The sequence below is a fragment of the Nitrincola sp. genome, from assembly GCF_048264025.1.
GTDB lineage: Bacteria > Pseudomonadota > Gammaproteobacteria > Pseudomonadales > Balneatricaceae > Nitrincola.
The window spans coordinates 16,634-38,620 of record NZ_JBLXDN010000028.1; the positions used below are offsets into that span (position 1 = coordinate 16,634).

The 21,987-nt window shown below is 51.9% G+C and carries 20 protein-coding genes; 9 read left to right on the top strand and 11 right to left on the bottom strand.

Annotated features, from left to right (window positions below; all coding sequences use genetic code 11):
• Window positions 1-17: 17 nt before the first annotated feature.
• On the bottom strand, window positions 18-1,436 hold the full coding sequence (locus ACN0R1_RS16225; protein ID WP_417584734.1) for an MFS transporter: 1,419 nt from the start codon (window positions 1,434-1,436) through the stop codon (window positions 18-20).
• 214 nt (window positions 1,437-1,650) lie between these two features.
• On the opposite strand from ACN0R1_RS16225, the gene ACN0R1_RS16230 reads away from it, so the two are divergent.
• Both ACN0R1_RS16230 and ACN0R1_RS16235 read left to right on the top strand, forming a co-directional pair.
• Window positions 1,651-2,397: a helix-turn-helix domain-containing protein gene (locus ACN0R1_RS16230; protein ID WP_417584736.1), complete on the top strand. Its 747-nt coding sequence runs from the start codon at window positions 1,651-1,653 to the stop codon at window positions 2,395-2,397.
• Between the two features lie 66 nt (window positions 2,398-2,463).
• Window positions 2,464-3,339: a DMT family transporter gene (locus ACN0R1_RS16235; protein ID WP_417584738.1), complete on the top strand. Its 876-nt coding sequence runs from the start codon at window positions 2,464-2,466 to the stop codon at window positions 3,337-3,339.
• 122 nt (window positions 3,340-3,461) lie between these two features.
• Here ACN0R1_RS16235 and ACN0R1_RS16240 read toward each other — a convergent pair whose 3' ends face one another.
• From ACN0R1_RS16240 to betI, 4 genes are all read right to left on the bottom strand, one after another.
• Complete coding sequence (locus ACN0R1_RS16240) at window positions 3,462-4,679, bottom strand: BCCT family transporter (RefSeq protein ID WP_417584740.1); 1,218 nt, start codon at window positions 4,677-4,679, stop codon at window positions 3,462-3,464.
• Between the two features lie 171 nt (window positions 4,680-4,850).
• The gene (gene betA, locus ACN0R1_RS16245; protein ID WP_417584786.1) at window positions 4,851-6,536 is read right to left on the bottom strand and encodes a choline dehydrogenase; all 1,686 of its coding nucleotides are present in this window, start codon (window positions 6,534-6,536) and stop codon (window positions 4,851-4,853) included.
• A 2-nt stretch (window positions 6,537-6,538) separates the two neighbouring features.
• A complete protein-coding gene (gene betB, locus ACN0R1_RS16250) occupies window positions 6,539-8,002 on the bottom strand; it encodes a betaine-aldehyde dehydrogenase (RefSeq protein ID WP_417584742.1) in 1,464 nt (487 codons plus the stop codon).
• 11 nt (window positions 8,003-8,013) lie between these two features.
• Window positions 8,014-8,628 (bottom strand): transcriptional regulator BetI, encoded by a 615-nt coding sequence (gene betI / locus ACN0R1_RS16255; protein WP_417584744.1) that lies wholly within the window; start codon window positions 8,626-8,628, stop codon window positions 8,014-8,016.
• Window positions 8,629-8,796: 168 nt separating this feature from the next.
• Between betI and ACN0R1_RS16260 the strand changes: the two genes are divergently transcribed.
• The 3 genes from ACN0R1_RS16260 to ACN0R1_RS16270 all read left to right on the top strand — a co-directional run bounded on the left by ACN0R1_RS16260 (window position 8,797) and on the right by ACN0R1_RS16270 (window position 11,109).
• Window positions 8,797-9,360 carry a DJ-1/PfpI family protein gene (locus ACN0R1_RS16260; RefSeq protein ID WP_417584746.1) on the top strand — a complete coding sequence of 188 codons (564 nt, stop codon included), beginning with the start codon at window positions 8,797-8,799 and terminating at the stop codon, window positions 9,358-9,360.
• Between the two features lie 21 nt (window positions 9,361-9,381).
• Entirely contained in the window at window positions 9,382-9,735 is a 354-nt protein-coding gene (locus tag ACN0R1_RS16265; protein ID WP_417584748.1) for a ribbon-helix-helix domain-containing protein, read from the top strand.
• 312 nt (window positions 9,736-10,047) lie between these two features.
• Window positions 10,048-11,109, top strand: coding sequence for a hypothetical protein (locus tag ACN0R1_RS16270; RefSeq protein WP_417584750.1), 1,062 nt, complete (start codon window positions 10,048-10,050; stop codon window positions 11,107-11,109).
• Window positions 11,110-11,174: 65 nt separating this feature from the next.
• Here ACN0R1_RS16270 and ACN0R1_RS16275 read toward each other — a convergent pair whose 3' ends face one another.
• From ACN0R1_RS16275 to ACN0R1_RS16285, 3 genes are read right to left on the bottom strand one after another with little or no spacing between them, the layout of a single operon-like run.
• A complete protein-coding gene (locus ACN0R1_RS16275; RefSeq protein ID WP_417584752.1) occupies window positions 11,175-12,101 on the bottom strand; it encodes a phosphatidate cytidylyltransferase in 927 nt (308 codons plus the stop codon).
• A complete protein-coding gene (locus ACN0R1_RS16280) occupies window positions 12,098-12,727 on the bottom strand; it encodes a lysophospholipid acyltransferase family protein (protein ID WP_417584754.1) in 630 nt (209 codons plus the stop codon). The genes ACN0R1_RS16275 and ACN0R1_RS16280 overlap by 4 nt, the downstream gene beginning before the upstream one ends.
• Window positions 12,728-12,742: 15 nt before the next feature.
• Window positions 12,743-13,360, bottom strand: coding sequence for a CDP-alcohol phosphatidyltransferase family protein (locus ACN0R1_RS16285; protein ID WP_417584756.1), 618 nt, complete (start codon window positions 13,358-13,360; stop codon window positions 12,743-12,745).
• Between the two features lie 260 nt (window positions 13,361-13,620).
• On the opposite strand from ACN0R1_RS16285, the gene ACN0R1_RS16290 reads away from it, so the two are divergent.
• The 3 genes from ACN0R1_RS16290 (at window position 13,621) to thiI (ending at window position 16,975) form a co-directional block, all read left to right on the top strand.
• Window positions 13,621-14,958 carry a ferric reductase-like transmembrane domain-containing protein gene (locus ACN0R1_RS16290; protein ID WP_417584758.1) on the top strand — a complete coding sequence of 446 codons (1,338 nt, stop codon included), beginning with the start codon at window positions 13,621-13,623 and terminating at the stop codon, window positions 14,956-14,958.
• A 170-nt stretch (window positions 14,959-15,128) separates the two neighbouring features.
• Window positions 15,129-15,470: a zinc ribbon domain-containing protein YjdM gene (locus tag ACN0R1_RS16295; protein ID WP_417584760.1), complete on the top strand. Its 342-nt coding sequence runs from the start codon at window positions 15,129-15,131 to the stop codon at window positions 15,468-15,470.
• 26 nt (window positions 15,471-15,496) lie between these two features.
• Entirely contained in the window at window positions 15,497-16,975 is a 1,479-nt protein-coding gene (gene thiI, locus ACN0R1_RS16300) for a tRNA uracil 4-sulfurtransferase ThiI (protein WP_417584762.1), read from the top strand.
• Here the strand turns inward: thiI and ACN0R1_RS16305 are convergent.
• From ACN0R1_RS16305 to ACN0R1_RS16315, 3 genes are all read right to left on the bottom strand, one after another.
• Window positions 16,969-17,925, bottom strand: coding sequence for a YbgA family protein (locus tag ACN0R1_RS16305; protein WP_417584764.1), 957 nt, complete (start codon window positions 17,923-17,925; stop codon window positions 16,969-16,971). The genes thiI and ACN0R1_RS16305 overlap by 7 nt on opposite strands.
• Window positions 17,926-17,991: 66 nt before the next feature.
• Window positions 17,992-19,359, bottom strand: coding sequence for a VOC family protein (locus ACN0R1_RS16310; protein ID WP_417584766.1), 1,368 nt, complete (start codon window positions 19,357-19,359; stop codon window positions 17,992-17,994).
• Window positions 19,360-19,439: 80 nt separating this feature from the next.
• A complete protein-coding gene (locus tag ACN0R1_RS16315) occupies window positions 19,440-20,372 on the bottom strand; it encodes a LysR family transcriptional regulator (protein WP_417584768.1) in 933 nt (310 codons plus the stop codon).
• A 120-nt stretch (window positions 20,373-20,492) separates the two neighbouring features.
• Here ACN0R1_RS16315 and ACN0R1_RS16320 point away from each other — a divergent pair, with 120 nt between their 5' ends.
• Complete coding sequence (locus ACN0R1_RS16320; RefSeq protein WP_417584770.1) at window positions 20,493-21,986, top strand: aldehyde dehydrogenase family protein; 1,494 nt, start codon at window positions 20,493-20,495, stop codon at window positions 21,984-21,986.
• Window position 21,987: the final 1 nt, after the last annotated feature.

Below are 21,987 nucleotides of genomic sequence, written 5' to 3' on the forward strand. Positions count from 1 at the left end.
GGTACTGGTTGAACGTCTCAACGATCAGTGGTTCCGGGCTTGTCAGTGTCATTTAGTTGATTGGAATTATCCTCGTTGGGCACGACATCAAGGGGTGTTTTCGCGGTGTTTTCTTGTTCTGTCACAGTGTCTTGTTCTGTTTCGTCTAGAGCTTCTTCTGCATGGATTAATTCTTCTAGCTCCGCTTCAGCATCAGTATCAGTATGTTCCTCAGTGGTCTGGTCATCCAGCATCATTTCCAGCACCACCGGTGAGGTGCGAACCATGGGTACATAGTGGGCTGACTCGTCAACGATAGTATCACGCATGCGGCGTGCCTGCAGATGGCTGTAGATGGCACAGAGGGCAAACATAACGCTGAAATAGACCGGCAAAGCCTGAGGGCTGGTGTAATTCATAAGCCAGCCTGCAGTGGCCGGACCCAATGCGGCCCCGATACCATGTAGCATCAACAGTGCCGCATTACCGGAAAGAATTTCATCCCGGTGCAGGTGATCGATCAGGTGGGCAATGACCGCCGGATAGACGGCAAACGCACCGGCTCCGAAGACCGCAGCCCCGAGTAAAAACCACTGGCCATAGGGACCTAGTACCAGCATCAACACCCCTCCCAGTGCAGCCAGCATGGAAATGATAGCCAGGGCTTTACGGCGGTCGATTCGGTCAGACAGGATGCCCATGGGCCACTGAAACAAAGCACCAGAGACAATCACCAGCGAAATAAACATGGCGATCTCTGCCGGAGCGAAGCCTATTCGACCCGCGTAAACCGCACCTAGCCCCCAGAAACCACCCATCGCCAGTCCTGATAGCAGTGCTCCAGCACAGGCAATCGGTGCGGCCTGCCATAAGCGCTTCAGCGATAGCGACTGGGTATCATTGATGACCGGCTGTGCTAAACGTGTCGCCGTCACGGGCATCAGGCCCAGGATGACCAGGATTCCAGCGATGCCGAACAGGGTAAAGGTCAACGGACTATCAATACGTAGCAGTTGTTGCGCCAGCGCCAGCGCCCCGAGGTTGATCGCCATGTAAACGGCGAACACTCGCGCACGTCGTTCAGGCGGAGCCTGAGTATTCAGCCAGCTTTCAATCACGGTGTAGATGCCGACTAGCGCACTACCGGTGATGACGCGCAGCACAAACCAAACTATAGGATCGATAATGAGAACATGCAGTAGTACACAGGTGGCTGTGGCGGCGGCAAAAAAGGCGAAAGCACGGATGTGGCCCATGCGCCGAATCAGTCTGGGACAGAGCCAGGTACCCAGAATAAAACCGATGAAATAGGCCGAACCCAGTAAACCGAGGGTTTGATCGGTAAAGCCTTCCGCACTGCCTCGAAGGGCAAGCAGGGTGTTCAGTAGCCCTATGCCCAGCAGGAGCAGGGCAATGCCGCTTAACAGTGCGCCAATGGGCAATATAATCGCTATCATCTGTACTGATCTCTCCTTCTGAACGGTCTGGATGACGGGTCAGTCAGGTGGCAAATGGGGCTCCTATATGATTTTATCTTTCTATAGACCCTACCTGATTCTGACATCTGTTTCCACTTGAGAAGGTAAAATTCACTTTAGGAATCTCATTCTCTTGCCCGGTACGGCTGTTGTATACTCATGCTTCTAGCAATCAGACACAGGGTGCTGCTGGGTGAATTCAGCCAGGCTCAAACTGGAGTTACGCTCCTATTCAGATGAGGTGGCGAGCCACCATCATGATCACCATCAACTGGTATTGCCGGTTGACGGAGAACTGTGTCTGAGTGTCAATCAGGTCGAAGGTGCGGTAACGGCAAGGCAGGCCGGTATTATTCCTGCAGGTGCTGACCATGGATTTTATGCCCCTTCAGCCAACCGCTTTCTGGTTGCTGACGTCCCCGCGGATATAGCCCCCATGCTTGAACGACTTCCCGCTTTCGTACAGCTGGATCTGGCTTTGAGTCACTATATCGCTTTTTTGTGTCAACAAATGCAGCGTAGCGACAATCAGGATTCGACTGAAACTGAACATCAGATGCTGCACTTGTTGTTGCAACTACTGCAGCAACGTTTTGCTCTGCCGGTCAAGCAGGATCGGCGTATTGACGTCGCCAGAACCTATCTGGAGCAGCAACTGCATCGCCCAGTTTCACTGAGTCAGTTGGCGGCCATTTCTCATTTGAGTATCCGGCAGCTTTCTAGCCTGTTCCAGCAACACTTAGATCGCTCACCTCAGCAATACCTGCTGGAGTTGCGTATGCACAAAGCGCGGCAATTGTTGGAGTCGAGTGATCTGCAGGTGCAGTTAGTCGCGGAGCAGGTCGGTTATACCAATCTTGCCGCCTTCAGTGATCGATTTCGCCGCTATTACGGTAAATCTCCCCGCCATTTCCGCCAGCACAACAAACAACACCGCTGATCCGGCAAAGACAAGCTTGCTGTCAGGCAATACACTGGTGTTTTTCTGAGTTGATAGAGTCTGATGATGACCCAGCTGCATAAGGCAACACTGATTGGTTCTATATCGATTTTCCTCTGGGGTACCCTGGCGTTATTGACGCGCATGACAGGCGGAGCTATTCCCGAATTCCAGATGATGGCGATGACCTTTGCCATTGCCTTTCTGCTGATGCTGATCCGCTGGCGCGGACAAAAACGCTCAGGGTTGCATTATCTGCGACAGCCGCTGGTCGCCTGGGTGATCGGTGTCGCCGGGTTGTTTGGCTATCATTTTGTCTATTTCAAGGCGATGACCCTGGCACCCGCTGTTGAGGTGAGTTTGCTGGCGTATCTTTGGCCGCTATTGATTGTAATTTTCAGTGCGCTGTTACCCGGTGAACGTTTACGTGGTGTGCATTTGATCGGGGCTTGCCTGGCATTGTTGGGTTGTTGGATATTGATTGGCCAGAATCACAATGGCTTTCAACCGCAGTACTTACCTGGATACTTACTGGCCTTGCTGTGTGCTTTGATCTGGTCCAGCTATTCGGTGCTGAGTCGTCTGGTCAAGGCCGTGCCAACAGATGCTGTCGGTTGGTTTTGTGCGGTTACGGCGGTGTTGGCGCTGGGGTGTCATCTCGTGCTGGAAGAAACCGTCTGGCCACAGGGCTGGGCGCAGTGGGTGGGTGTTATCGGATTAGGACTGGGGCCAGTGGGTGTCGCATTCTTTACCTGGGACTATGGTGTTAAGCATGGCAATTTGCAGTTGCTGGGTACCCTGGCTTACAGCGCGCCCCTGATCTCGGTGGTGTTACTGGTATTGGCAGGTGAGGCAGATGCCAGTTGGACTCTTTTTTATGCCAGTATTGCGATAGTGAGTGGTTCGTTTATTGCGGGGAAGCGGCCGAAATTGGTGGGGTAAAGCGCCCGCGGAGCGGGCGCCTACAAGGGTAAAATTACAGATGGTGGGTTGTTGGAAATTGGTGGTTTGACGTTAGGGAAGCGCCCACGGAGTGGGCGCCTACAGGGGGGGTAAAAGAGAGGTTAGTTGGCTAACTCAATGCGTTTGAAGTCGAGGGTGTTTTCCTCGGGCGAGGCTTCGATTGCCATGACTTCTTTGCGTTTGTACAGCAGTATGTAGCCTAAACAGCCAAAGTAAATGGCGATAACCAGAGCACCCACCCACTGAATTCTTAAGAAATCCAACTGGAATAGAATGGTCAGCGCGCACATGGCGGCGAAATTGCCTAAAAAGTAGCGTGTTTTACCGATACGACGAGCAGTCAGGTTGAGATTCTCAGTGTAGAGACGGATCAAGGAATCCAGAGAATTAACCACCATCAAAATGCCCACAGAGATCATCGCCAGGTTGATGAAACTGCTGATATGCAAGCCTTCTGAATGGTAATGGTAGAGCACGGTAAACCAGGTGCCGATGGCGGCTGATGGAAATACCAGCATGGCCAGCATCAACTGCCAGGTGCGCAAGCCACTGACAAAGCGTGCGGTAAACTGCCCAATCATGATGCTCCAGGAGAACCACCAGAAGAGGTAAAACTCGTGATAATCATTCAGCGGCAACATAAACTGATGCAGGTTGGTAAAGTATTCGGTAATCAGACTGGCCGTGGCAATAAAATCACCCGGGCTACCGTTATCTGTCAGGAAGGCGCCACTCCACATCATTGCTATCAGAGCAATGAACAGCCAGGAAGATCCGAGGCTCAGAATGCGTACATATTTCAGCTTGCTGCTGGAATAAACAGCGGCCGCAATGGCCAGTAACACGATCAGGTAGAAGGTGGGAATGACGCTTTCACCATCTCCGATCTCGGGTAGGTACCAGGGTAGGTTGACCAACAGTAAAAACGCCGTAAACGCACAGGTGCCAATAATGACGGCGTTGTTGACCACTTTGACCAAGGGTATATCGAAGAAGCGCACCTTAGGCTCGACTACACAGAAGTAAAAGCAGGTGAGGAAGTAAAATCCCCAGATTAAAAATGCCCAGAAACCAAATTCTATCGCTAAGGGATTGGCAAAGCTGTACTCCGGACTGGCTGAAAAATCTGCATAGCCAGCGAACTCGGTCAGCGGGAACATGATCAAGCCAACATCCAGCCCGGATGTAAACAGTATGGCAATAAAGGTAAAGGTCCGAACCGGAGTAACGCCAATACAGCGCAGGTTCCACCATTTAGTCAGTACCGCGATAATCGCGGCGAAGGTGAACAAGAGTCCTATGGATAACCAGAGTGTCATGTGCGCCTCCGGTAGTAGCAGTCTATTATTTTTCGAAACAGCATGGGTGTACCTCTTCTATTGAAACGGGCGTTCATTCGAATTGGACACAAACCACCGCGTGTTAACGGCTCAGGCTGTAACTTGGTTACAGCCTGATGGTTTGCACGTTGTGAGAGACTGGTACAAGGCTTAAATAGCCTTGCGTTTTGCCTCCTCGGGTCGCTGGCGCTCCTGCCAGAGAGCATCCATCGATACATCAGCGTTCGATGGTGCAAGGGGCTCCAAGCCCCGAATCAGGTCAGCGGCACGTTCGGCCAGCATAATGGTGGGCGCGTTCAGATTACCGTTGGGAATAGTGGGGAAAATGGATGAATCGACCACCCGCAGCCCTTGCAAACCGTGGACCCGAGTGTGTGGATCCACCACAGCCATGGCATCGACACCCATTTTGCATGAGCAAGAGGGATGGTAGGCACTTTCAACAGCACGACGGACAAAGGCGTCGATCTGTTCATCGTTTTGTACATCCAGGCCTGGCTGAATTTCATCACCGCGGTAAGGGTCCATGGCGGACTGGTTGATGATTTCACGCGTCAGACGGACACAGGCACGAAAGCCTTCCCGATCAGCTTCCTCTTGAAGATAATTAAACTGTATCCGTGGTGGTTGATGAGGATCGGCAGACACTATGTCTACTGAGCCTCGACTTTTGGGTTTGTTATGACCGATATGCAACTGAAAGCCATCACCATCAAAGGCTTCTTTGCCATCATAGCGCATCGCCGCAGGCAGAAAATGGTATTGCAGATCCGGCCATTCAACCCCGGCTTTAGAGCGAATAAAGCCGCAGGATTCAAAATGGTTGGTGGCACCCAGTCCATCTTTTTTAAGAATCCAGCGGGTACCAATTTTCAAACGGCTCCACCAGCCCAGTTTGCGGTTCAGCGAAACCGGTTTCAGGCAGCGAAACTGAAAGTAAAACTCCAGGTGGTCCTGCAGGTTTTTACCCACACCGGGTAGATCATGCTCTAAGGCGATACCGGCTTTAGCCAGCAGCTCAGGATCACCGATACCGGAAAGCTGCAGCAGGTGGGGTGAACCGATGGAACCGGCCGATAAAATCACTTCCTGTCTGACGCGAGCTGTGTGGGTACGACCCCCTTGTTCGTAAATCACACCGACGGCTTTTTTGTCTTCAAGCTGAACTTTATGCACCAGTGCATGAGTGACCAGCATCAGGTTGGAGCGGTTCATGGCCGGGCGCAAATAGGCATTGGCCGTGGAACAGCGACGCCCCCCTTTGATGGTCATATGCATCGGCCCGAAGCCTTCTTGCTGCGCACCGTTGTAATCGCTGGTATTAAAATAGCCCGCTTCGACACCGGCATCAATAAACGCCTGATAGAGAGGGTTCTGCATCTGATTGCCGTTGTTCACGCCCAGCGGACCGCTATCACCACGGTAAGCATCCCCACCAAAGGCCCAGGTTTCCGCCTTGCGGAAGTAGGGCAGGCAGTGCTGATAATCCCAACCCTCAGCGCCGCTTTGCTGCCACTCATCAAAGTCACGCGCATGGCCACGCACATAGACCATGCCGTTGATGGAAGATGACCCGCCCAATACCTTGCCACGCGGACAGTGCATTCGACGGTTATCCAGATAGGGTTCGGGCTCGGTCTCAAACTGCCAGGCGTATTTCTTCGTGTTCATCGGAATCGACAGCGCCGTTGGCATTTGAATAAAAATACTCTTGTCACTGCCACCGGTTTCCAGCAGCAGTACACTGTATTTGCCGTCTTCGGTCAGTCGGTTAGCCAGTACGCAACCAGCTGAACCGGCACCGACAATGATGTAGTCAAAGGTGTGTTCCTGAATGCTCAAAATGGACTCTCCAGATCAGTCATGCCCACATACACCGCTTTGATTTGGGTGTAGTGGTCCAGGGTTACGCGGCCATTTTCACGACCAATACCGGATAGCTTGTAGCCCCCCACTGGCATCTCAGCAGGGGATGCCCCGTAGCTGTTAATCCAGCAGATACCGGCCTGCAGTTGATGAATAACGCGGTGGGCGCGACGCAGGTCATTGGTGAATACCCCGGCAGCCAGACCGGTTTCGGTAGTGTTGGCGCGGCGTATCACCTCGTCTTCATCACTGAAACTCAGTACTGACATGACCGGACCAAATATCTCTTCACGGCAAATGGTCATGTCGTCGGTGCAGTCACTGAAAATAGTGGGCTCGACAAAGAAGCCGCCTGGAGCCGCCGCCGGTTGTACCGCCTGACCGCCATGCAACAAAGTGGCCCCTTCAGCCAGCCCGATTTCGATATAACTGAGCACTTTCTGTTGATGCTGGGCTGAAATCAGCGCGCCGAAATTGGTTTGTGGGTCGGCTGGGTCGCCCAGGCGAATATTGTTACGCGTGCGTTCCAGCAGGCGCTGTAAAAAGACATCGCGAATAGCTTCATGAACAAATACACGGGTGCCATTGGTGCAGATTTCACCCTGGGTATAAAAATTACCCAGCATCGCGGCTGAGACGGCATTGTCGATATCCGCATCATCAAAAATGATCAGTGGTGATTTGCCGCCCAGCTCCATGGTGACCTGCTTGAGCGAGGAGGCGGAAGCCGCCATCACTTTTTGACCGGTACCGACTTCGCCGGTGAAGGAAACTTTGGCGATATCCGGGTGGTGTGTCAGCCAGGCTCCCACCTTGCCGTCACCTTGAACCACATTGAAAACCCCGGCGGGTACACCGGCTTCAACAAAAATTTCTGCCAGTTTTAATGCCCCTAACGGTGTTTCTTCCGAGGGTTTAAAAATCATGCTGTTACCACACGCTAGTGCTGGCGCTGCTTTCCAGCAGGCAATCTGTAACGGGTAGTTCCAGGCGCCGATGCCGGCACAAATTCCCAGTGGCTCACGACGGGTGTAGTAAAAATCACCGCCAAGATCTTGCTGATTGCCTTCAATCGATGCCGCCAGCCCTGCAAAAAACTCAATCGAGTCAGCGCCAGTGACCACATCCACCGCCACAGCTTCCTGCCAGGGTTTACCTGTGTCCCGCACTTCGACTCCGGCCAGCTCATCATTGCGCTCACGCAGCAGTGCCACGGCACGCATCAGAATACGACTGCGGGCCACGCCACTCATGGCGGACCAGCGAGCAAAGCCTTCATGGGCACTGTCGATAGCGGCCTGCTGGATACTGGCATCGGCCACTTCCATTTTGTAAATCACCTGGCCGGTACCCGGATTAATGACGCTGAAAGTTTCACCACTGAGGTTGGCCTGGTAGCTGCCATTTACAAAATTTTGATAGCGAGGCAGAGACATAAATAGTTACCTTAATCTGTAGCGTTTAAAGAGGATGACGTACTTGGCTGCAGGCAGCTTAGCGCAAATTGTTTACATAACCGCTCACCCGCAGCAAAGCTTTCCTGAGGGTCCAGGCTTAACGCACTGCGCAACCAGAAACCATCGATCATTGCCGCCGTCTGCCGAGCGGCTTCCGTAGCCGTTTGTTTGGGCAGGCGCAGCGCAAAGGCGTAGCGCAGATTGCTGTAGAGGCGAGCGTTGTTGATCTGCTGCAAACGCTTGAGCCCTGGCTCATGCATAGAGCGCGCCCAAAAGCTTAACCAGGTTCTTGCCGCCAGGTCTGAGCGCTGAAAGTCGGTGAAATTGGCTTCAATAATACTTGTCAGACGCTGCTCTGGTGAGCCGTCTGAACGCTGGATGCGTGCACGAAAATCCTGTCCCAGCTGTTCCAGCAGGTAGCGCAACGCCGCTTCAATCAACCCCTGCTTGCCACCAAAATAGTGGCTGATAATACCGGATGACATACCAGCCCGACGGCTGATGGTGACAATAGTGGTGTTCTGTAAACCCAGCTCGGCAATCGACTCCAATGTGGCCTGAATCAGTTGCTGCTTACGGGTGTCTTTGACGCCGACGATGGGCATATTTTTCCTTGATTGAACGTTCAATTAACAAAAGATTACCGAAAAACCTGTCAAGGTTCAACCCAATGGGTGGTTAAAAAATATGCAGGTAGTATTCAAGTAATACCCTGAAAGCATCTGTCTGTGAGACATTTGATACTGGGTTATAACAACTAAAGGAGACCCCAGATGAGCAAGAAAATATTGATGATTACCGGCGATTTCACCGAAGATTATGAAACCATGGTGCCTTTCCAGACGCTACAGGCGTTCGGCCATCAGGTTGATGCGGTCTGCCCTGACAAAAAAGCTGGTGACAGTATCGCTACAGCGATTCACGATTTTGAAGGCGATCAGACCTATAGCGAAAAACCAGGCCATCGCTTTACTCTGAATGCCAGCTTCAGCGAGATTCAGGTTAGTGATTATGATGCTCTGGTCATTCCTGGTGGTCGGGCACCCGAATATCTGCGCCTGAACCCTGAGGTGATCAGTATGGTTCAGCACTTTTTTGAAGCGGACAAGCCGGTCGCGGCTATCTGCCATGGTGCACAATTGCTGGCAGCTGCTAAAGTGTTAAAGGGCAGACGCTGTTCAGCTTATCCGGCCTGTAGCCCAGAAGTGGAAGCCAGCGGCGGTGAATATGCCGATATTCCGGTTGATTCAGCCGTAACCGATGGCAAGTTGGTAACAGCACCGGCCTGGCCTGCGCATCCGGACTGGCTGGCGCAGTTCCAGAAATTGTTGCAATAACACTGTTCAGAGGAGAGGGGTATGTGCCGACTATTCATCAAGGGCGATCCTGACTTATGGAAAAGCTGCACGCATTCATTGCGTATTGATGGCATGGTCACCAGTGTGCGGATGGAAAACTATTTCTGGAAGCTGCTGGAAGAGATCGCTCAGCGTGATGGTATGCAAACCCCTCAACTGATTACCCGGCTCTATCATGAATCGATTGATGCCGGGCATGACCTGGGTAATTTCACCTCGTTTTTGCGCGTCTGTGTGTTGCGTTATCTGGCCTTGCAGCTTCAAGGTGAAATTCCCGTCAACACAGATATCCCAATTGGGTCACTCGATGCTGAGCAGATACTGCTGCAGGAGCAACAGCCCAGGCGTCATTGATGTCATAATAAACTCTATATCTATTCACCCATACCGACTTGATGATTTAGGGCTAATGGGCCGTATCTGTCTGACACGCCGTGAACCCGTCCATGGGGGCTCCGGCGCGCCATCCATGGCGCACAGGGTCAGTCAGATCCGATCCCATCAGCCCTTTTCAACTTGGGTGCTAGCGTAAAGTTGATTTGGCACGTGTCATCAATGGTGAAAGCTATTTCAATTGCTCTGTTATATATCGAAAAATCCTGCGTTGGGTTAGCATAAAGCCAGGCATTCACGCCTGATGGCTCACAGCAACGGAGAATAATAACTATGCCGACTGCGATTCATTCTGCACCCATCGATGAACGTATCGAGTGGCTGATGGAACTTAGCCGTACCCACTCAGCGCTTTATTGCGATCCTGAAAATTCACTCGCACGCCAGCGTTATCTTGCCGAACACCCGACAGCTATTATTGCCCTTAAATGTATGGATGGGCGTATTCACTTGCCTTATGCCACCAAAACACCGCTTGGCATAGTGCGTCCATTTCGTAATCTCGGTGGTATTTTTGATCTGGGCTGGCCCTATATGGGCGACTTGTTGGAAAGTCAGGTGATGGAAGCGATCCACCAGGGTCGACGGGTGTTAATTATCATCACCTACCATTTTTCCAAAGGTGATAGGGCGCGTGGTTGTGCCGGTTTCAACTGTGATAAAGATGCCGCCATGGCGCATGCAAATGAAATTCGTGAGCAGGTAGAGGCGATTTTTGGCCATGGGCACAAAACGGTGTATCCCTTGGTGTGCGGTTTTGAAACTGATGAAGATGCCTTGATTCTGCACAGCAGCGAAGGGGAGTCGCTTGATCTCTCCACCCTGAAACCGGATGAGCTGGATTGCCTGCCAGTGAAGCTGGAAGGTTTTTTCACCGATATGCCTGCCCAAGTGCGTCATGACTTGTTGCCGCTGGTCGAGGGTAACCTGCGCCATATTGATGAAATGCGTCAGTTACAGCGTGATCTGGATATTGAGCACCGTGAATGGATGATCTGCGTCGGGCGTGGCTTTGATTTTCTGCATGTACCCAATGTGGCGCTGATCATCGGTCCCTACAGTCCAGATCTATCCGATCCCATCATTAAAGCCGCGGGCATTATCCGCGCGAATATGGCGCAAGGCCGAATACCTGATGATGGTTTCCTGCTGCTGTCTTCGGCACCTTACGACGAAGTCGGTCCAGATCAGGCGCGCGCCGAACTGAAGGCGCGCTTCATGGCTGAGTTCGCTGCAAACGTGATCCGTGAAGCACAACCGGCACTGGCTGAGAAAATGCTGATTCGCACAGCCACACTGCACTGGCCCACTCGGCGGTTGGAGTTGATAGGGTAAGAGGGAATGACATCCGTTATGCCTTCCTTAAAGAATATGTCTATCGAGTGGCGTGCGGGTGATCATCAGGTCCAAAAATAACGCACAATATGAAAATACACGGGCGCTGCAAAGCATACTGAGTCGATGCGATCGAGCATGCCACCGTGTCCTTGGATCATGGCTCCCCAGTCTTTAATGCCGCGATCACGCTTAATGGCCGACATCACTAAGCCGCCAGCAAAGCCAAGCGCATTGACGATAAAGGCTATCACAACGGCTTCGCCAAAGCTGAAAGGTGTTATCCAATGCAAGGCACCGCCGACTAGTGTGGCTAAGAAGACACCACCGATTAAGCCTTCGAGTGTTTTAGAGGGTGACAAGGTGGGGGCAACTTTGCGTTTGCCCATCAGTTTTCCACACACGTATTGCAATACATCAGAAAGTTGAACTACTAGGATTAACCACGCAATTAGAAGCAGGTTACGCCCTTCGTAGCCAATGATCTCTAGCGTTAGCAACGCCGGTACTGCAGAAATACAATAGACGGCAACCATCAATCCCCATTGCACTTTGGCGGTTCTTTCCAAAAAGTGCTGTGTGTCGCCACTGATTGAAGCCAGGATGGGCAGCAGTAAGAACACATACACGGGGATGAAAATTGAAAACAGTCCATACCAATCGATAGCAATAAGCAGGTATTGCATCGGCAATGCAACATAAAAAGCCACGAGTAGAGCCCAGTAGTCCCCTCGTCGTGTTGGCAATAGGGTTAAAAACTCACGCAGTGCATAAAAGGAAATGCCTAAAAAGAGCAAAATAACTGCATATTTACCTGCAGCAAAAGTAGCCCCCAGGACAAGTACCATCACCCACCAGGCATTAATCCTCTGATTGAGGTTATCAACAACCGCAGTCTTGCCTTGTTTCCATGCCAGCAGTTGCCCGATGAGCGATGCGAGTAATAAAAAAGCACCTAACCCTAAAAACAGAAACAGCGTGGTTGTATTCATACGGGGGTGTCCTGTTTCAGAGAGAGCAGTTCGCTAGACGCTAAATGTAACGTATCGTCTTTGCTGACCTGGCTCGATGCGCAATACTGGGGGCCGAAGTTTAGGGTGCAAAGCAAGGGTAAGGGCAGAGGGTAACCCTTGGGCATGGCGCGGTTTAAATTGCTGATCCAGACAGGTTGTAGTTTAAGAGCGGGGTGATGTTTAGTTAAATGGTATAAGCCGGATTTAAATGGCAATAACGGCTCGTCACTCAGGTTACGCGTTCCTTCTGGGAAAAAAATGAGTGAGTCACCTTGATCCAATGCCTTAAGCAAAGGCTCAAGCGGGTTGTCGGTTGGTTGGCAACCTTCTCGACTGACTAATACACCATTAAAAACCTGGTGAATTATAAAGCGTCTAAGAGGGGTTTTATCCCAATAATCTGCACCCGCTACCGGGCGTGTTTTTTGACGAACATCAGCAGGTAGACTGGCCCAAAGTAAAACAAAATCACCATGGCTGGTGTGATTAGCAAAATAGAGGGCTGGTGAAGCGTCCTGTTCAAATTCAAGGTTACCAACGGCTCGGGCTCCGGTGATGAATTTTGCTAAGCCGATTAAAATAAAGCGCAGCAGATGAGCAAACATACGTGAAATATCCTTTTAGAGTGATGTGTTCGCGTCTTGAATACCTTTGCGGATGCGGTTGATGAGTGTGACGAATAACAGACACAGGGTGATCAGCAGGACCAGGTTAAGTATGTTGGCTGATAGGAGACCCAAGGCATAAGCCAAACCTAAACAGCCAAACACAAAGGCACGATCACTTTTGCCCATGGGGCCATCATAGCGACGTGTAGCGCCGATCATTGGGCCGAGCACGCCTGCATATTCGCTAAGCACTGACATAAATATAATAGCAAGCAGTAGCTCAAAGTGAACACCTGGTAGCATCGCAAAGGGAAGATAAAGGGCGGCATCAGAAACTACATCGGCCAATTCGTTCAAGTAAGCGCCAAGATAACTCGCCTGTCCAAATTCGCGGGCTAACATGCCATCAACCGCATTCAATCCCATCCGTAATACCATCCAAATAGGCAGCAGCAGGAACATCAAGGGATGATGGGCGTTAAAGAAGAGCAAGGCCCCTAAGCCGATAGAACCGAGTGCAGCAAACAGGGTGATTTGATTCGCGGTGATGCCCCATTTATACAGTAACATAACACTGGGTCTGAGCAGGGCTTGAAAGCGAGTTTTCAGTTGGTAAATAGACAGGCTCATGTTGCATCCTTGTTCAAAATCCTTGCATAAATCCTACCATGCTTCAGCTCGGGTTGAATAGAAAAAGCTGGGTAGTAATGCCCTGAATTTGATTTTTAAACACCATTTTCATAAACCACTATTATCATGTGCCTTTACGCAACTTTACCTTTGCGCAACCCCGCTTTGCAGTTGCCGGGTGCATACTTAAGCCATCTGAAAGCGTCTAAACACCGCCAGGTGTTGATTTTCACTATACCTGTTTCTGGATGGAATCTCTGATGAAACACATTAAAACCTTGTTCGTCGCCTTTCTGGCGGTTCTTACTCTGGCCTGGCTGATGGCTGATACTCTGTGGCCTGAACCACTGTCCTATTTCTCTTTCCGCGCTGGGTTTGTCCAGTATAGTGGTGTCATTGCCATGGCGGTGATGAGCCTTGCCATGATCCTGGCTCTGCGTCCTAAATGGCTGGAGCCCCACTTGCGAGGACTGGATAAAATGTACCGTCTGCACAAGTGGCTGGGTATAACGGCTTTGGTGATGGCGGCTCTGCACTGGTGGTGGGCCAAGGGCACCAAATGGATGGTTGGTTGGGGTTGGTTGGATAGACCGGCGCGAGGATCTGCAGGTATGCAGGAGACTCTGGGTGCCGTGGAAGCCGGTCTGCGAAGCCAGCGAGGGCTGGCAGAAAGTGTGGGTGAATGGGCTTTCTATGCCATAGTGGTGTTGATCGTTTTGGCTCTGGTCAAACGCTTTCCATACCGATTGTTTGCCAAAACCCACAGGCTTATTGCGCCGCTGTACTTGCTGATGGTTTTCCACGCAGTGGTTCTGATGAAATTCGACTACTGGACACAACCCGTGGGGTGGTTGATGGGGCTGTTGCTGGTCGGAGGATGTATCTCTGCCTGCTATTCTATCGCGGGTCGCATAGGTTCGGTGCGCCGAGCGACAGGCCGGATTCAGTCGCTGACCCGCTATCCCAGCCTGCAGGTTCTGGAAACTACCCTGGTTATGGATAACCTCTGGCCAGGGCACACGGCCGGTCAGTTTGCCTTCGTTACTTCTGACCCTAAGGAAGGTGCTCATCCGTTCACCATCGCATCCTCCTGGAACCCGAATGATCGGCGTCTTGTCTTTATCACCAAGGCGCTCGGTGACTACACCAGCCGCTTACCGGATGAGTTGCAAGAGGGTAAAACCATAGAAGTAGAAGGTCCCTATGGATGTTTTGATTTCCGCGATAATCGGCCACGGCAGGTGTGGGTTAGTGCCGGTATAGGCATCACCCCATTTGTTGCACGAATGAAACAGCTGTCGGCCGAGCCGGGTGAAAAACCTATCGACCTGTTCCATACCACCGCCGATATGGATCAGGCCGCCCTGGACAAGCTGACCTCCGATGTGGCCGCCGCCGGTATACGACTGCATCTGTTGATCAGCCCAAGAGATGGTCGGCTGGATGCAGACAAAATCCGTTCAAGTGTACCGCAATGGCAGCAGGCCAGTTTCTGGTTCTGTGGACCGGTCGCTTTTGGAAAACAGTTGCGTCAGGATCTGGTCGATGAGGGCTATCCTGCTGGTCAATTTCACCAGGAGTTGTTCCAGATGCGCTAGGGCTATGTGACTCTATCTGGTGGTAATAGCCAAAGAAATTAATCTGCATTGAAGGCATGTCCAGCATCTCAGCCATAGAAAAATTGTGCATTTTCTGGCATGATGCGCAGCCTTCAAGGCCTTGTCGCTAAGCAAGGTTAATTTTTTCCTGCTAAAGACAAGGTACTGCCATGAGTGATATGCCTAACTGCCCAGCCTGCGAGTCAACTTATACCTATGAAGATGGACTGATGTATGTCTGTCCTGAATGTGCGCATGAGTGGCCTAAAGATGCGGCGGCTGATGCTGGCGATGAAGGTTTATCTATCCGCGATGCCAATGGCAATCCGTTGCAGGATGGCGATACCGTCACTGTGATCAAGGATCTTAAGGTCAAGGGTTCTTCACTGGTAGTGAAGGTAGGCACACGCGTGAAGAATATTCGTTTAGTCGGTGGTGATCATGATATCGATTGCAAAATCGATGGTATTGGACCGATGAAACTCAAGTCTGAATTCGTTAAGAAAGCCTGATCGGAGCTCTGATTCCCCAGATTGCCATGAAATATATTATTCGTTTTTTCCCGGAAATTACGGTTAAAAGCCGTGCCGTGCGTCAGCAGCAGATCAAGCAGCTGAAGAAGAATATTCGCCAGATTGTCAAAGAAATTTGGGAGCCTGCGCGGGTCGGCGGCTGTTGGGATCTGCTGGAAGTCGAAGTTGGTGAAGACGCACCTGAGTTGATTACCACACAAATCAGCGATGCGCTGACCTGCATTCCCGGCATACATCATTTTATGGAAGCACAGGAATACGAGCTGCCGGATTTTGATCGTATCTGTGAACTGACCCTTGAGTCTGTCGGTGATTCACTGCGTGGTAAGACTTTTGTTGTGCGGGTGCAGCGTGCGGGCGTGCATGATTTCCGTTCTATCGATCTGGAACGCTATGTCGGTAGTTACCTCTTTCAGCATACCGATAACGCTGGTGTGCGCTTGAAAAATCCGGATCAGCAGGTGGTGTTACAAGTACATCATCAGCGCTTGTTTATTATTAACCGCCGCCGTGAAGGCATGGGTGGCTACCCGCTGGGTACACAGGAAAATGTCGCCACGCTGATTTCCGGTGGTTACGACTCCTGTGTGGCTACCTGGCAGATGCTGCAGCGTGGGATATACACTCACTTTATCTTTTTCCGTCTTGGCGGTCCGGCGCATGAAGAGGGAGTTAAGCAGGTAGCTTACTATCTCTGGCAGCGTTACGGACGTTCGCATCGGGTCAAATTTGTTACTGTGCCCTTTGAAGCGGTGGTTGAGGATATTCTGACCCAGGTGGATAACCCGCTGATGGGGGTGGTGCTAAAACGCTGCATGATTCGTTGTGCTGACCGGGTCGCCTCGCGGTTGAAAACCACGGCGCTGATCACGGGTGAAGCCATCTCCCAGGTATCCAGCCAGACACTGACTAATCTGCAAGTAATCGACCGGGCAACGGATCGACTGATTCTACGGCCGCTGATTACCACCAATAAACAGGCGATAGTTGATCAGGCGAAAATGATCGGTGCGGCGGTGTATGCCGAGGCGATTCCTGAATACTGTGCAGTGATCAGCAATCGTCCGACGACGCGAGCCAAGCTGCATGAGGTTGAAGCGGCTGAAGCCAGGTTAAGCCAGGCGGTGATGGCGGATGCGCTGGCGACGGCCAGCTACCAGCCAATTACTGAAATACCGGCTGATCTGGCCGCCAGAGCGATCGCTCCGGATCTGTTGCCAGCCTCGGCGTCGTTCAATGAGCAGGTGGTGGTGCTGGATGTGCGCGCCCCTGACGAGGTGGATAATGCGCCGTTGCGCCTGTCACAGGTGGATGTGGTGCCCATGCCTTTTTACCGATTGCACAGTGGCTTTGCTGCACTGGATCAGAGCCGCGAGTACTGGCTCTATTGCGACAAAGGGGTAATGAGTCAGTTGCAGGCTCAGAACCTGCGTGATGCCGGGTTCAACAATGTGCGTGTTTGCCCGGCTGAACTGGTTCAATAACCGTAACGCAGTTTGAGCTCTTCGGGATGCGGGTTAAGGTAAACCTGCTGATCGACGAAGGGCTCTTCAAACTCATTCAGATAGTGTCGAATCAGCGTCACAGGTACCAGCAAGGGCAACAGGCCTTCACGGTACTTGTCGATGCTGCCTTTTAGTTCCTGCTTCTGCCTGGCGGTCAGTCGGTCGGAGAAAAATCCCTGAATATGCTGCAGTACATTGGTATGGCTGCGGCGATTGGCATGGTGCATCAGCGTTTGCATGAACAGGGTGAAATAGTTCTGTGCATCCTTGTCCAGGTCATCGGTAAAGTTGGCAACCAGACGGCCTAACTGACGATACTGTTCCTGATGGTGTGCCATCAGCAGATACTTGTAACGGGTATGAAAGGCGACAATGGCTTTACGGCTGAGCCCTTCGGCCAATAGCTTGTGCCAATCATGATAGGCAAATACCCGGGTGATAAAATTCTCGCGCAATACTAAGTCGTACAGGCGACCATCTTCCTCTATCGGCAATAACGGATAGGTTTCCATCAGCCTGCGGGCGAAGACACCGACACCGGCTTTTTCGCTGTAGCCGGTTTTGCCGTCATAGAGTCTGACCCGTTCCATGCCACAGGTCGGAGATTTGGCACAGACAATGTAACCGCTGAGGAAATTCAGCTCAGCCGACTTTTCAGTTGCATAGTCGATCAGTTGTTCAGTGACATCAAAGCTGTCATCGCTGGCTTGAACACGCACTTCACCGCTGTAATTCACCAGACGAATCGTTTTACGTGGCGTACCCATGCCAATCGCCATCTCCGGACAAACGGGTACATAGTGAAATACCCGTGACAGTTCATCCATGCAGTAACGTGATTGTTTATGTCCACCATCAAAACGTACTTGTTCGCCCAGCAGGCAGGCACTGATACCTATTTGAATCTGATCGGGTTTGAACACTGACATCTGTACCATCCACTGAAGGCCAAGGAGACCTTCAGTCTACAATACTTGCACGGATTAGGCGAAGCGCTAGGGCGCGAGTTGTTCTACTGTACGCTGTAGTGATTCCTGTTCCAGATCGGCATAACGCTGAAACGGGTCCAGCACGGCGGTTCCCAGTGCTGCTTCAAAGGCCTGCTGATTGGCCTGGCCAGCCTGCAATGCTTTGTCATCGTCACCCAGATTGGATTGGAAGATCCCGGCGGCACTGACAGGTAAAAAATCTTCATAAATGATCGGTTCAGCTAAAACCAGTCCATCATCAATCAGCTGCTGCAGAGTGGGTATGTTGCTCAAGGGTATGGCTGCACGACCTTTATCAGTTAGACGGTAGCGGAAGTATGCCAGTTGCTGCTCACGCAGGGCGTCTTCCTGGTCAGGAAAGGCTTTAAATATCTGACTCAGTTGCTGCTGGTGGCTGGCATTATCCAGGTCGACTCCTGCTGTCTGATTGAGCGAACTATGCAATAGCTGGTCGTAGAGGTCACGGCCCTTGAGGGTCAGTGCCATACCACGTTGTTCTATCTCGCCAAAGCGTGCGGTGTGCTGCCCATGACTGCCATCAGTGAAGCGAACCGCTTCCTGCAGGGCTTTAAAACTGGTCTGGCGCAATAACACTGGGCATTGCTGACGCGGTGGTCCTTCGATTACCGCCTTGGGAGTGATGCCGTACTCGGGCATACGCTGCTGTACAGCATCGATATCCAGAGTACGCGGGGTGAGGTGATTGATGTGCGGCCCACGAAAACACACCACATCAGCAATCAGACGATGCTGCTCTAGCAGCGCCTGATAGGTGGCAGCATCAACAGTAGCTGTATCATGCCAGCGGAAAGTTTCTAATGCTTCAGTCACCAAGGCCTGACCCTGAGCGGCGTTGAGTCCACCCTGTTGCTCGGCCAGTTCAATCAGTTGTTTTAGCGCAGGGGTGAAAATATCACGTTGTTGCAGTATGTGGCTGGCCTGTTCACGCAAGGCTTGATCCTGGATCAATTCCAGGCGCAGCAAGGAGGTAAAAATGCGGAACGGATTTTTCTGTAGGGCGTCCTCATCGACCGGGCGGAAGGCGGTGGAATGCACCGGTACGCCTGCGCTGGAAAGATCATAATAGCCGACCGGGAACATGCCCATCACGGCAAAAAGACGGCGTAGCATGGCGAGCTCGTCGGCCCGACCGACGCGGATGGCGCCATGACGCTCCAGACTCAGGCGTTCCAGTTCACCACGCTGTTCCAGCGTCTGTTTCAGAGTCGGGTTATCAGCCAGTACGCGCTGATTCACCTCATCTACCAGATCCAGCAGGGTCTGATACTGAGGCACTTCACTGCGGTACATGTCTGACATGGCGGATGAAAACAGCGTGCGTAATTGGTCTGGTGTCAGGTAGCTCGTATCCACTGGAAAATTCCTGATTGCGTCATTTTCTCATATCAAACCAGATAAGCACGGCGGGCGACAAGTGAAACTTTTCTCTGAGATCATTCCAAATTTTCGTTAATACACGGCGACTCTGAATCCAGGTCATTATCCAGTCGTGTTGAAATCCAGTCAGTGAAGCGGCTGATTTTACTCAGCTCCGCCTTGTGTTCTGGAAAAGCCATATAGTAGGCATCACGACTTTTCAGTGCATACTGCCAGGGAATCACCAGCTTGCCTTCCTGCAGTTCTTCGGCGGCCAGAAAACGTGGTACCAGTGCCACGCCGCAACCCGCTTGCGCGGCGCGGATGGACATGTAAAAGCTGTCAAAGCGAGGACCGTGATAGCTTTGTTCGGTATAGAACCCCTGAGCTTCAAACCAGTCATGCCAGGCTTCCGGGCGCTGCGCATTCTGCATCAGCACCAGACGGGTGAGTTGCATGGGGTTTTGCAGGCCTTCCGTGCTGAGTAGATCCGGGGCGCAGACAGGCACTATCTCTTCGTTGAGCAAATGCACGCATTCGGCACCTGGCCAGGCTCCGTGGCCAAAGAAAAACGCAATATCGATGCGTTCCTTTTCCAGATCAAAGGGATCAGCCCGGTTGGTGATATTCAGGGAAATATCCGGATGACTGAAACGAAAACCCTTCAGACGCGGGATCAACCAGCGCGACCCGAAGGTGGGCAGGGTGGCAACATTCAATACTTCACTGTCTGCTCCATAAGAGCGCATATAGCGTGTCGACATTTCCACTTGTGACAGAATTTTTCTCACCTCGGTCAGATACACCGAACCTTCGGGGGTGAGCTGCAGGCGTTTGCGCACGCGCCGGAACAGATGGTGGGCCAGCAGCGTTTCCAGTTGCGACACCTGTTTGCTTACAGCACTCTGCGTCAGGCTGAGCTCATCCGCCGCACGGGTGAAGCTCATATGCCGTGCGGCGGCTTCGAAACATTGCATGGCACTTAGCGATGGAAGGTGGCGTTTGTTCATTGTCTCGGCTACTTTTCATGAAAAAAAAGAATGATATTGGTCAAAATCGTCGCTTGTGTAAAGCCTTGGCTACTAAGCATACTCTGGTTAAATCAATTCCGAGAGCTAACAGGAGTGACAATGATTAAGGCCATTATGCAACGTTTGGGTGTCAGCGACGATAGCTGGCAGGGTGGATGTCTGAGTGTGATGACACCGGTAGATGGCAGTGTCATCGGTCAGGTGAAAGTCGACACATCGGCTGAGGTAGACGCGAAAATCACAGCGGCACAGGCCGCCTTTGAACAGTGGCGCTGTGTTCCGGCTCCTCGCCGTGGTGAACTGGTTCGCCTGTTTGGTGATGCCTTGCGTCGTCACAAAGATGATCTCGGCGCACTGGTTTCCTGGGAGTGCGGCAAAATTCTGCAAGAAGGCCTGGGCGAAGTTCAGGAAATGATCGATATTTGTGATCTGGCGGTAGGCCAGTCACGCCAGTTATTCGGTTTGACCATTGCGTCTGAGCGTCCCGGTCATCATATGCGTGAAACCTGGCATCCACTGGGTACTATTGGTCTGATTACGGCGTTTAACTTTCCGGTGGCTCCCTGGGCCTGGAATGCGGCGCTGGCGCTGGTATGTGGTAACAGTCTGGTGTGGAAACCTTCAGAAAAAACCCCACTGACCGCGCTGGCGTGTCAGGCATTGCTGGAACAGGCGATGCAGGAGTTCGGTGATGATGTTCCTGCCGGCCTGAGTCAGGTAGTGATCGGTGAGCGTGAAGCCGGCGAGGTAATGGTTAAAGACTCACGTGTAGCGCTGATCAGTGCGACCGGCAGCACGCGTATGGGCCGTGAAGTGGCTCCGTTGGTAGCGGCGCGTTTCGGTCGTTGTATTCTGGAACTGGGCGGCAACAACGCCATGATCGTGGCACCTAGTGCCGATCTGGATATGGCCGTCAGAGCAATACTGTTTTCGGCAGTGGGAACCGCTGGACAGCGCTGTACGACTTTGCGTCGTCTGATTGTGCATACTTCACTGCGCGAAGAGCTGCTGACGCGGCTGAAAAAATCCTACAGTGGCATCGTTGTAGGTCATCCTCTGGAAGGCGCGTTAGTCGGTCCGTTGATCGATGCCGATGCCTATCAGAATATGCAGACAGCACTGAAAAAAGCCCGCGATGCCGGGGCTAAAGTTTATGGCGGTGAGCGGCAGTTGGAAGACCACTACCCGAATGCCTATTATGTATCACCGGCTATTGTGGAGATGGATGCCCAGACGGATCTGGTGCGTCAGGAAACCTTTGCCCCGATTCTCTATGTGATCAGCTACTCCACACTGGATGAAGCGATTGCCCTGAACAACGATGTACCGCAGGGACTGTCGTCCTGCATTTTCACCACGGATGTGCGTGAAGCGGAAAACTTTGTGTCTGATGTAGGCAGTGACTGTGGTATTGCTAACATTAACATCGGTCCGAGTGGTGCTGAAATTGGCGGTGCTTTCGGTGGTGAAAAAGAAACCGGCGGTGGTCGTGAATCCGGATCGGATGTCTGGAAAAGCTATATGCGTCGTCAGACTAATACGGTCAATTATTCACGTGAACTTCCGCTGGCACAGGGCATTAAGTTCGATTGAG

What these genes read in the sequence shown, in the direction of transcription:
- ACN0R1_RS16225 (WP_417584734.1), bottom strand. Translation starts at nt 1,436, where the DNA reads ATGATAGCGATTATATTGCCCATTGGCGCACTGTTAAGCGGCATTGCC.
- ACN0R1_RS16235 (WP_417584738.1), top strand. Translation starts at nt 2,464, where the DNA reads ATGACCCAGCTGCATAAGGCAACACTGATTGGTTCTATATCGATTTTC.
- ACN0R1_RS16240 (WP_417584740.1), bottom strand. Translation starts at nt 4,679, where the DNA reads ATGACACTCTGGTTATCCATAGGACTCTTGTTCACCTTCGCCGCGATT.
- betB (WP_417584742.1), bottom strand. Translation starts at nt 8,002, where the DNA reads ATGTCTCTGCCTCGCTATCAAAATTTTGTAAATGGCAGCTACCAGGCC.
- betI (WP_417584744.1), bottom strand. Translation starts at nt 8,628, where the DNA reads ATGCCCATCGTCGGCGTCAAAGACACCCGTAAGCAGCAACTGATTCAG.
- ACN0R1_RS16260 (WP_417584746.1), top strand. Translation starts at nt 8,797, where the DNA reads ATGAGCAAGAAAATATTGATGATTACCGGCGATTTCACCGAAGATTAT.
- ACN0R1_RS16265 (WP_417584748.1), top strand. Translation starts at nt 9,382, where the DNA reads ATGTGCCGACTATTCATCAAGGGCGATCCTGACTTATGGAAAAGCTGC.
- ACN0R1_RS16270 (WP_417584750.1), top strand. Translation starts at nt 10,048, where the DNA reads ATGCCGACTGCGATTCATTCTGCACCCATCGATGAACGTATCGAGTGG.
- ACN0R1_RS16275 (WP_417584752.1), bottom strand. Translation starts at nt 12,101, where the DNA reads ATGAATACAACCACGCTGTTTCTGTTTTTAGGGTTAGGTGCTTTTTTA.
- ACN0R1_RS16280 (WP_417584754.1), bottom strand. Translation starts at nt 12,727, where the DNA reads ATGTTTGCTCATCTGCTGCGCTTTATTTTAATCGGCTTAGCAAAATTC.
- ACN0R1_RS16285 (WP_417584756.1), bottom strand. Translation starts at nt 13,360, where the DNA reads ATGAGCCTGTCTATTTACCAACTGAAAACTCGCTTTCAAGCCCTGCTC.
- ACN0R1_RS16290 (WP_417584758.1), top strand. Translation starts at nt 13,621, where the DNA reads ATGAAACACATTAAAACCTTGTTCGTCGCCTTTCTGGCGGTTCTTACT.
- ACN0R1_RS16295 (WP_417584760.1), top strand. Translation starts at nt 15,129, where the DNA reads ATGAGTGATATGCCTAACTGCCCAGCCTGCGAGTCAACTTATACCTAT.
- thiI (WP_417584762.1), top strand. Translation starts at nt 15,497, where the DNA reads ATGAAATATATTATTCGTTTTTTCCCGGAAATTACGGTTAAAAGCCGT.
- ACN0R1_RS16305 (WP_417584764.1), bottom strand. Translation starts at nt 17,925, where the DNA reads ATGTCAGTGTTCAAACCCGATCAGATTCAAATAGGTATCAGTGCCTGC.
- ACN0R1_RS16315 (WP_417584768.1), bottom strand. Translation starts at nt 20,372, where the DNA reads ATGAACAAACGCCACCTTCCATCGCTAAGTGCCATGCAATGTTTCGAA.
- ACN0R1_RS16320 (WP_417584770.1), top strand. Translation starts at nt 20,493, where the DNA reads ATGATTAAGGCCATTATGCAACGTTTGGGTGTCAGCGACGATAGCTGG.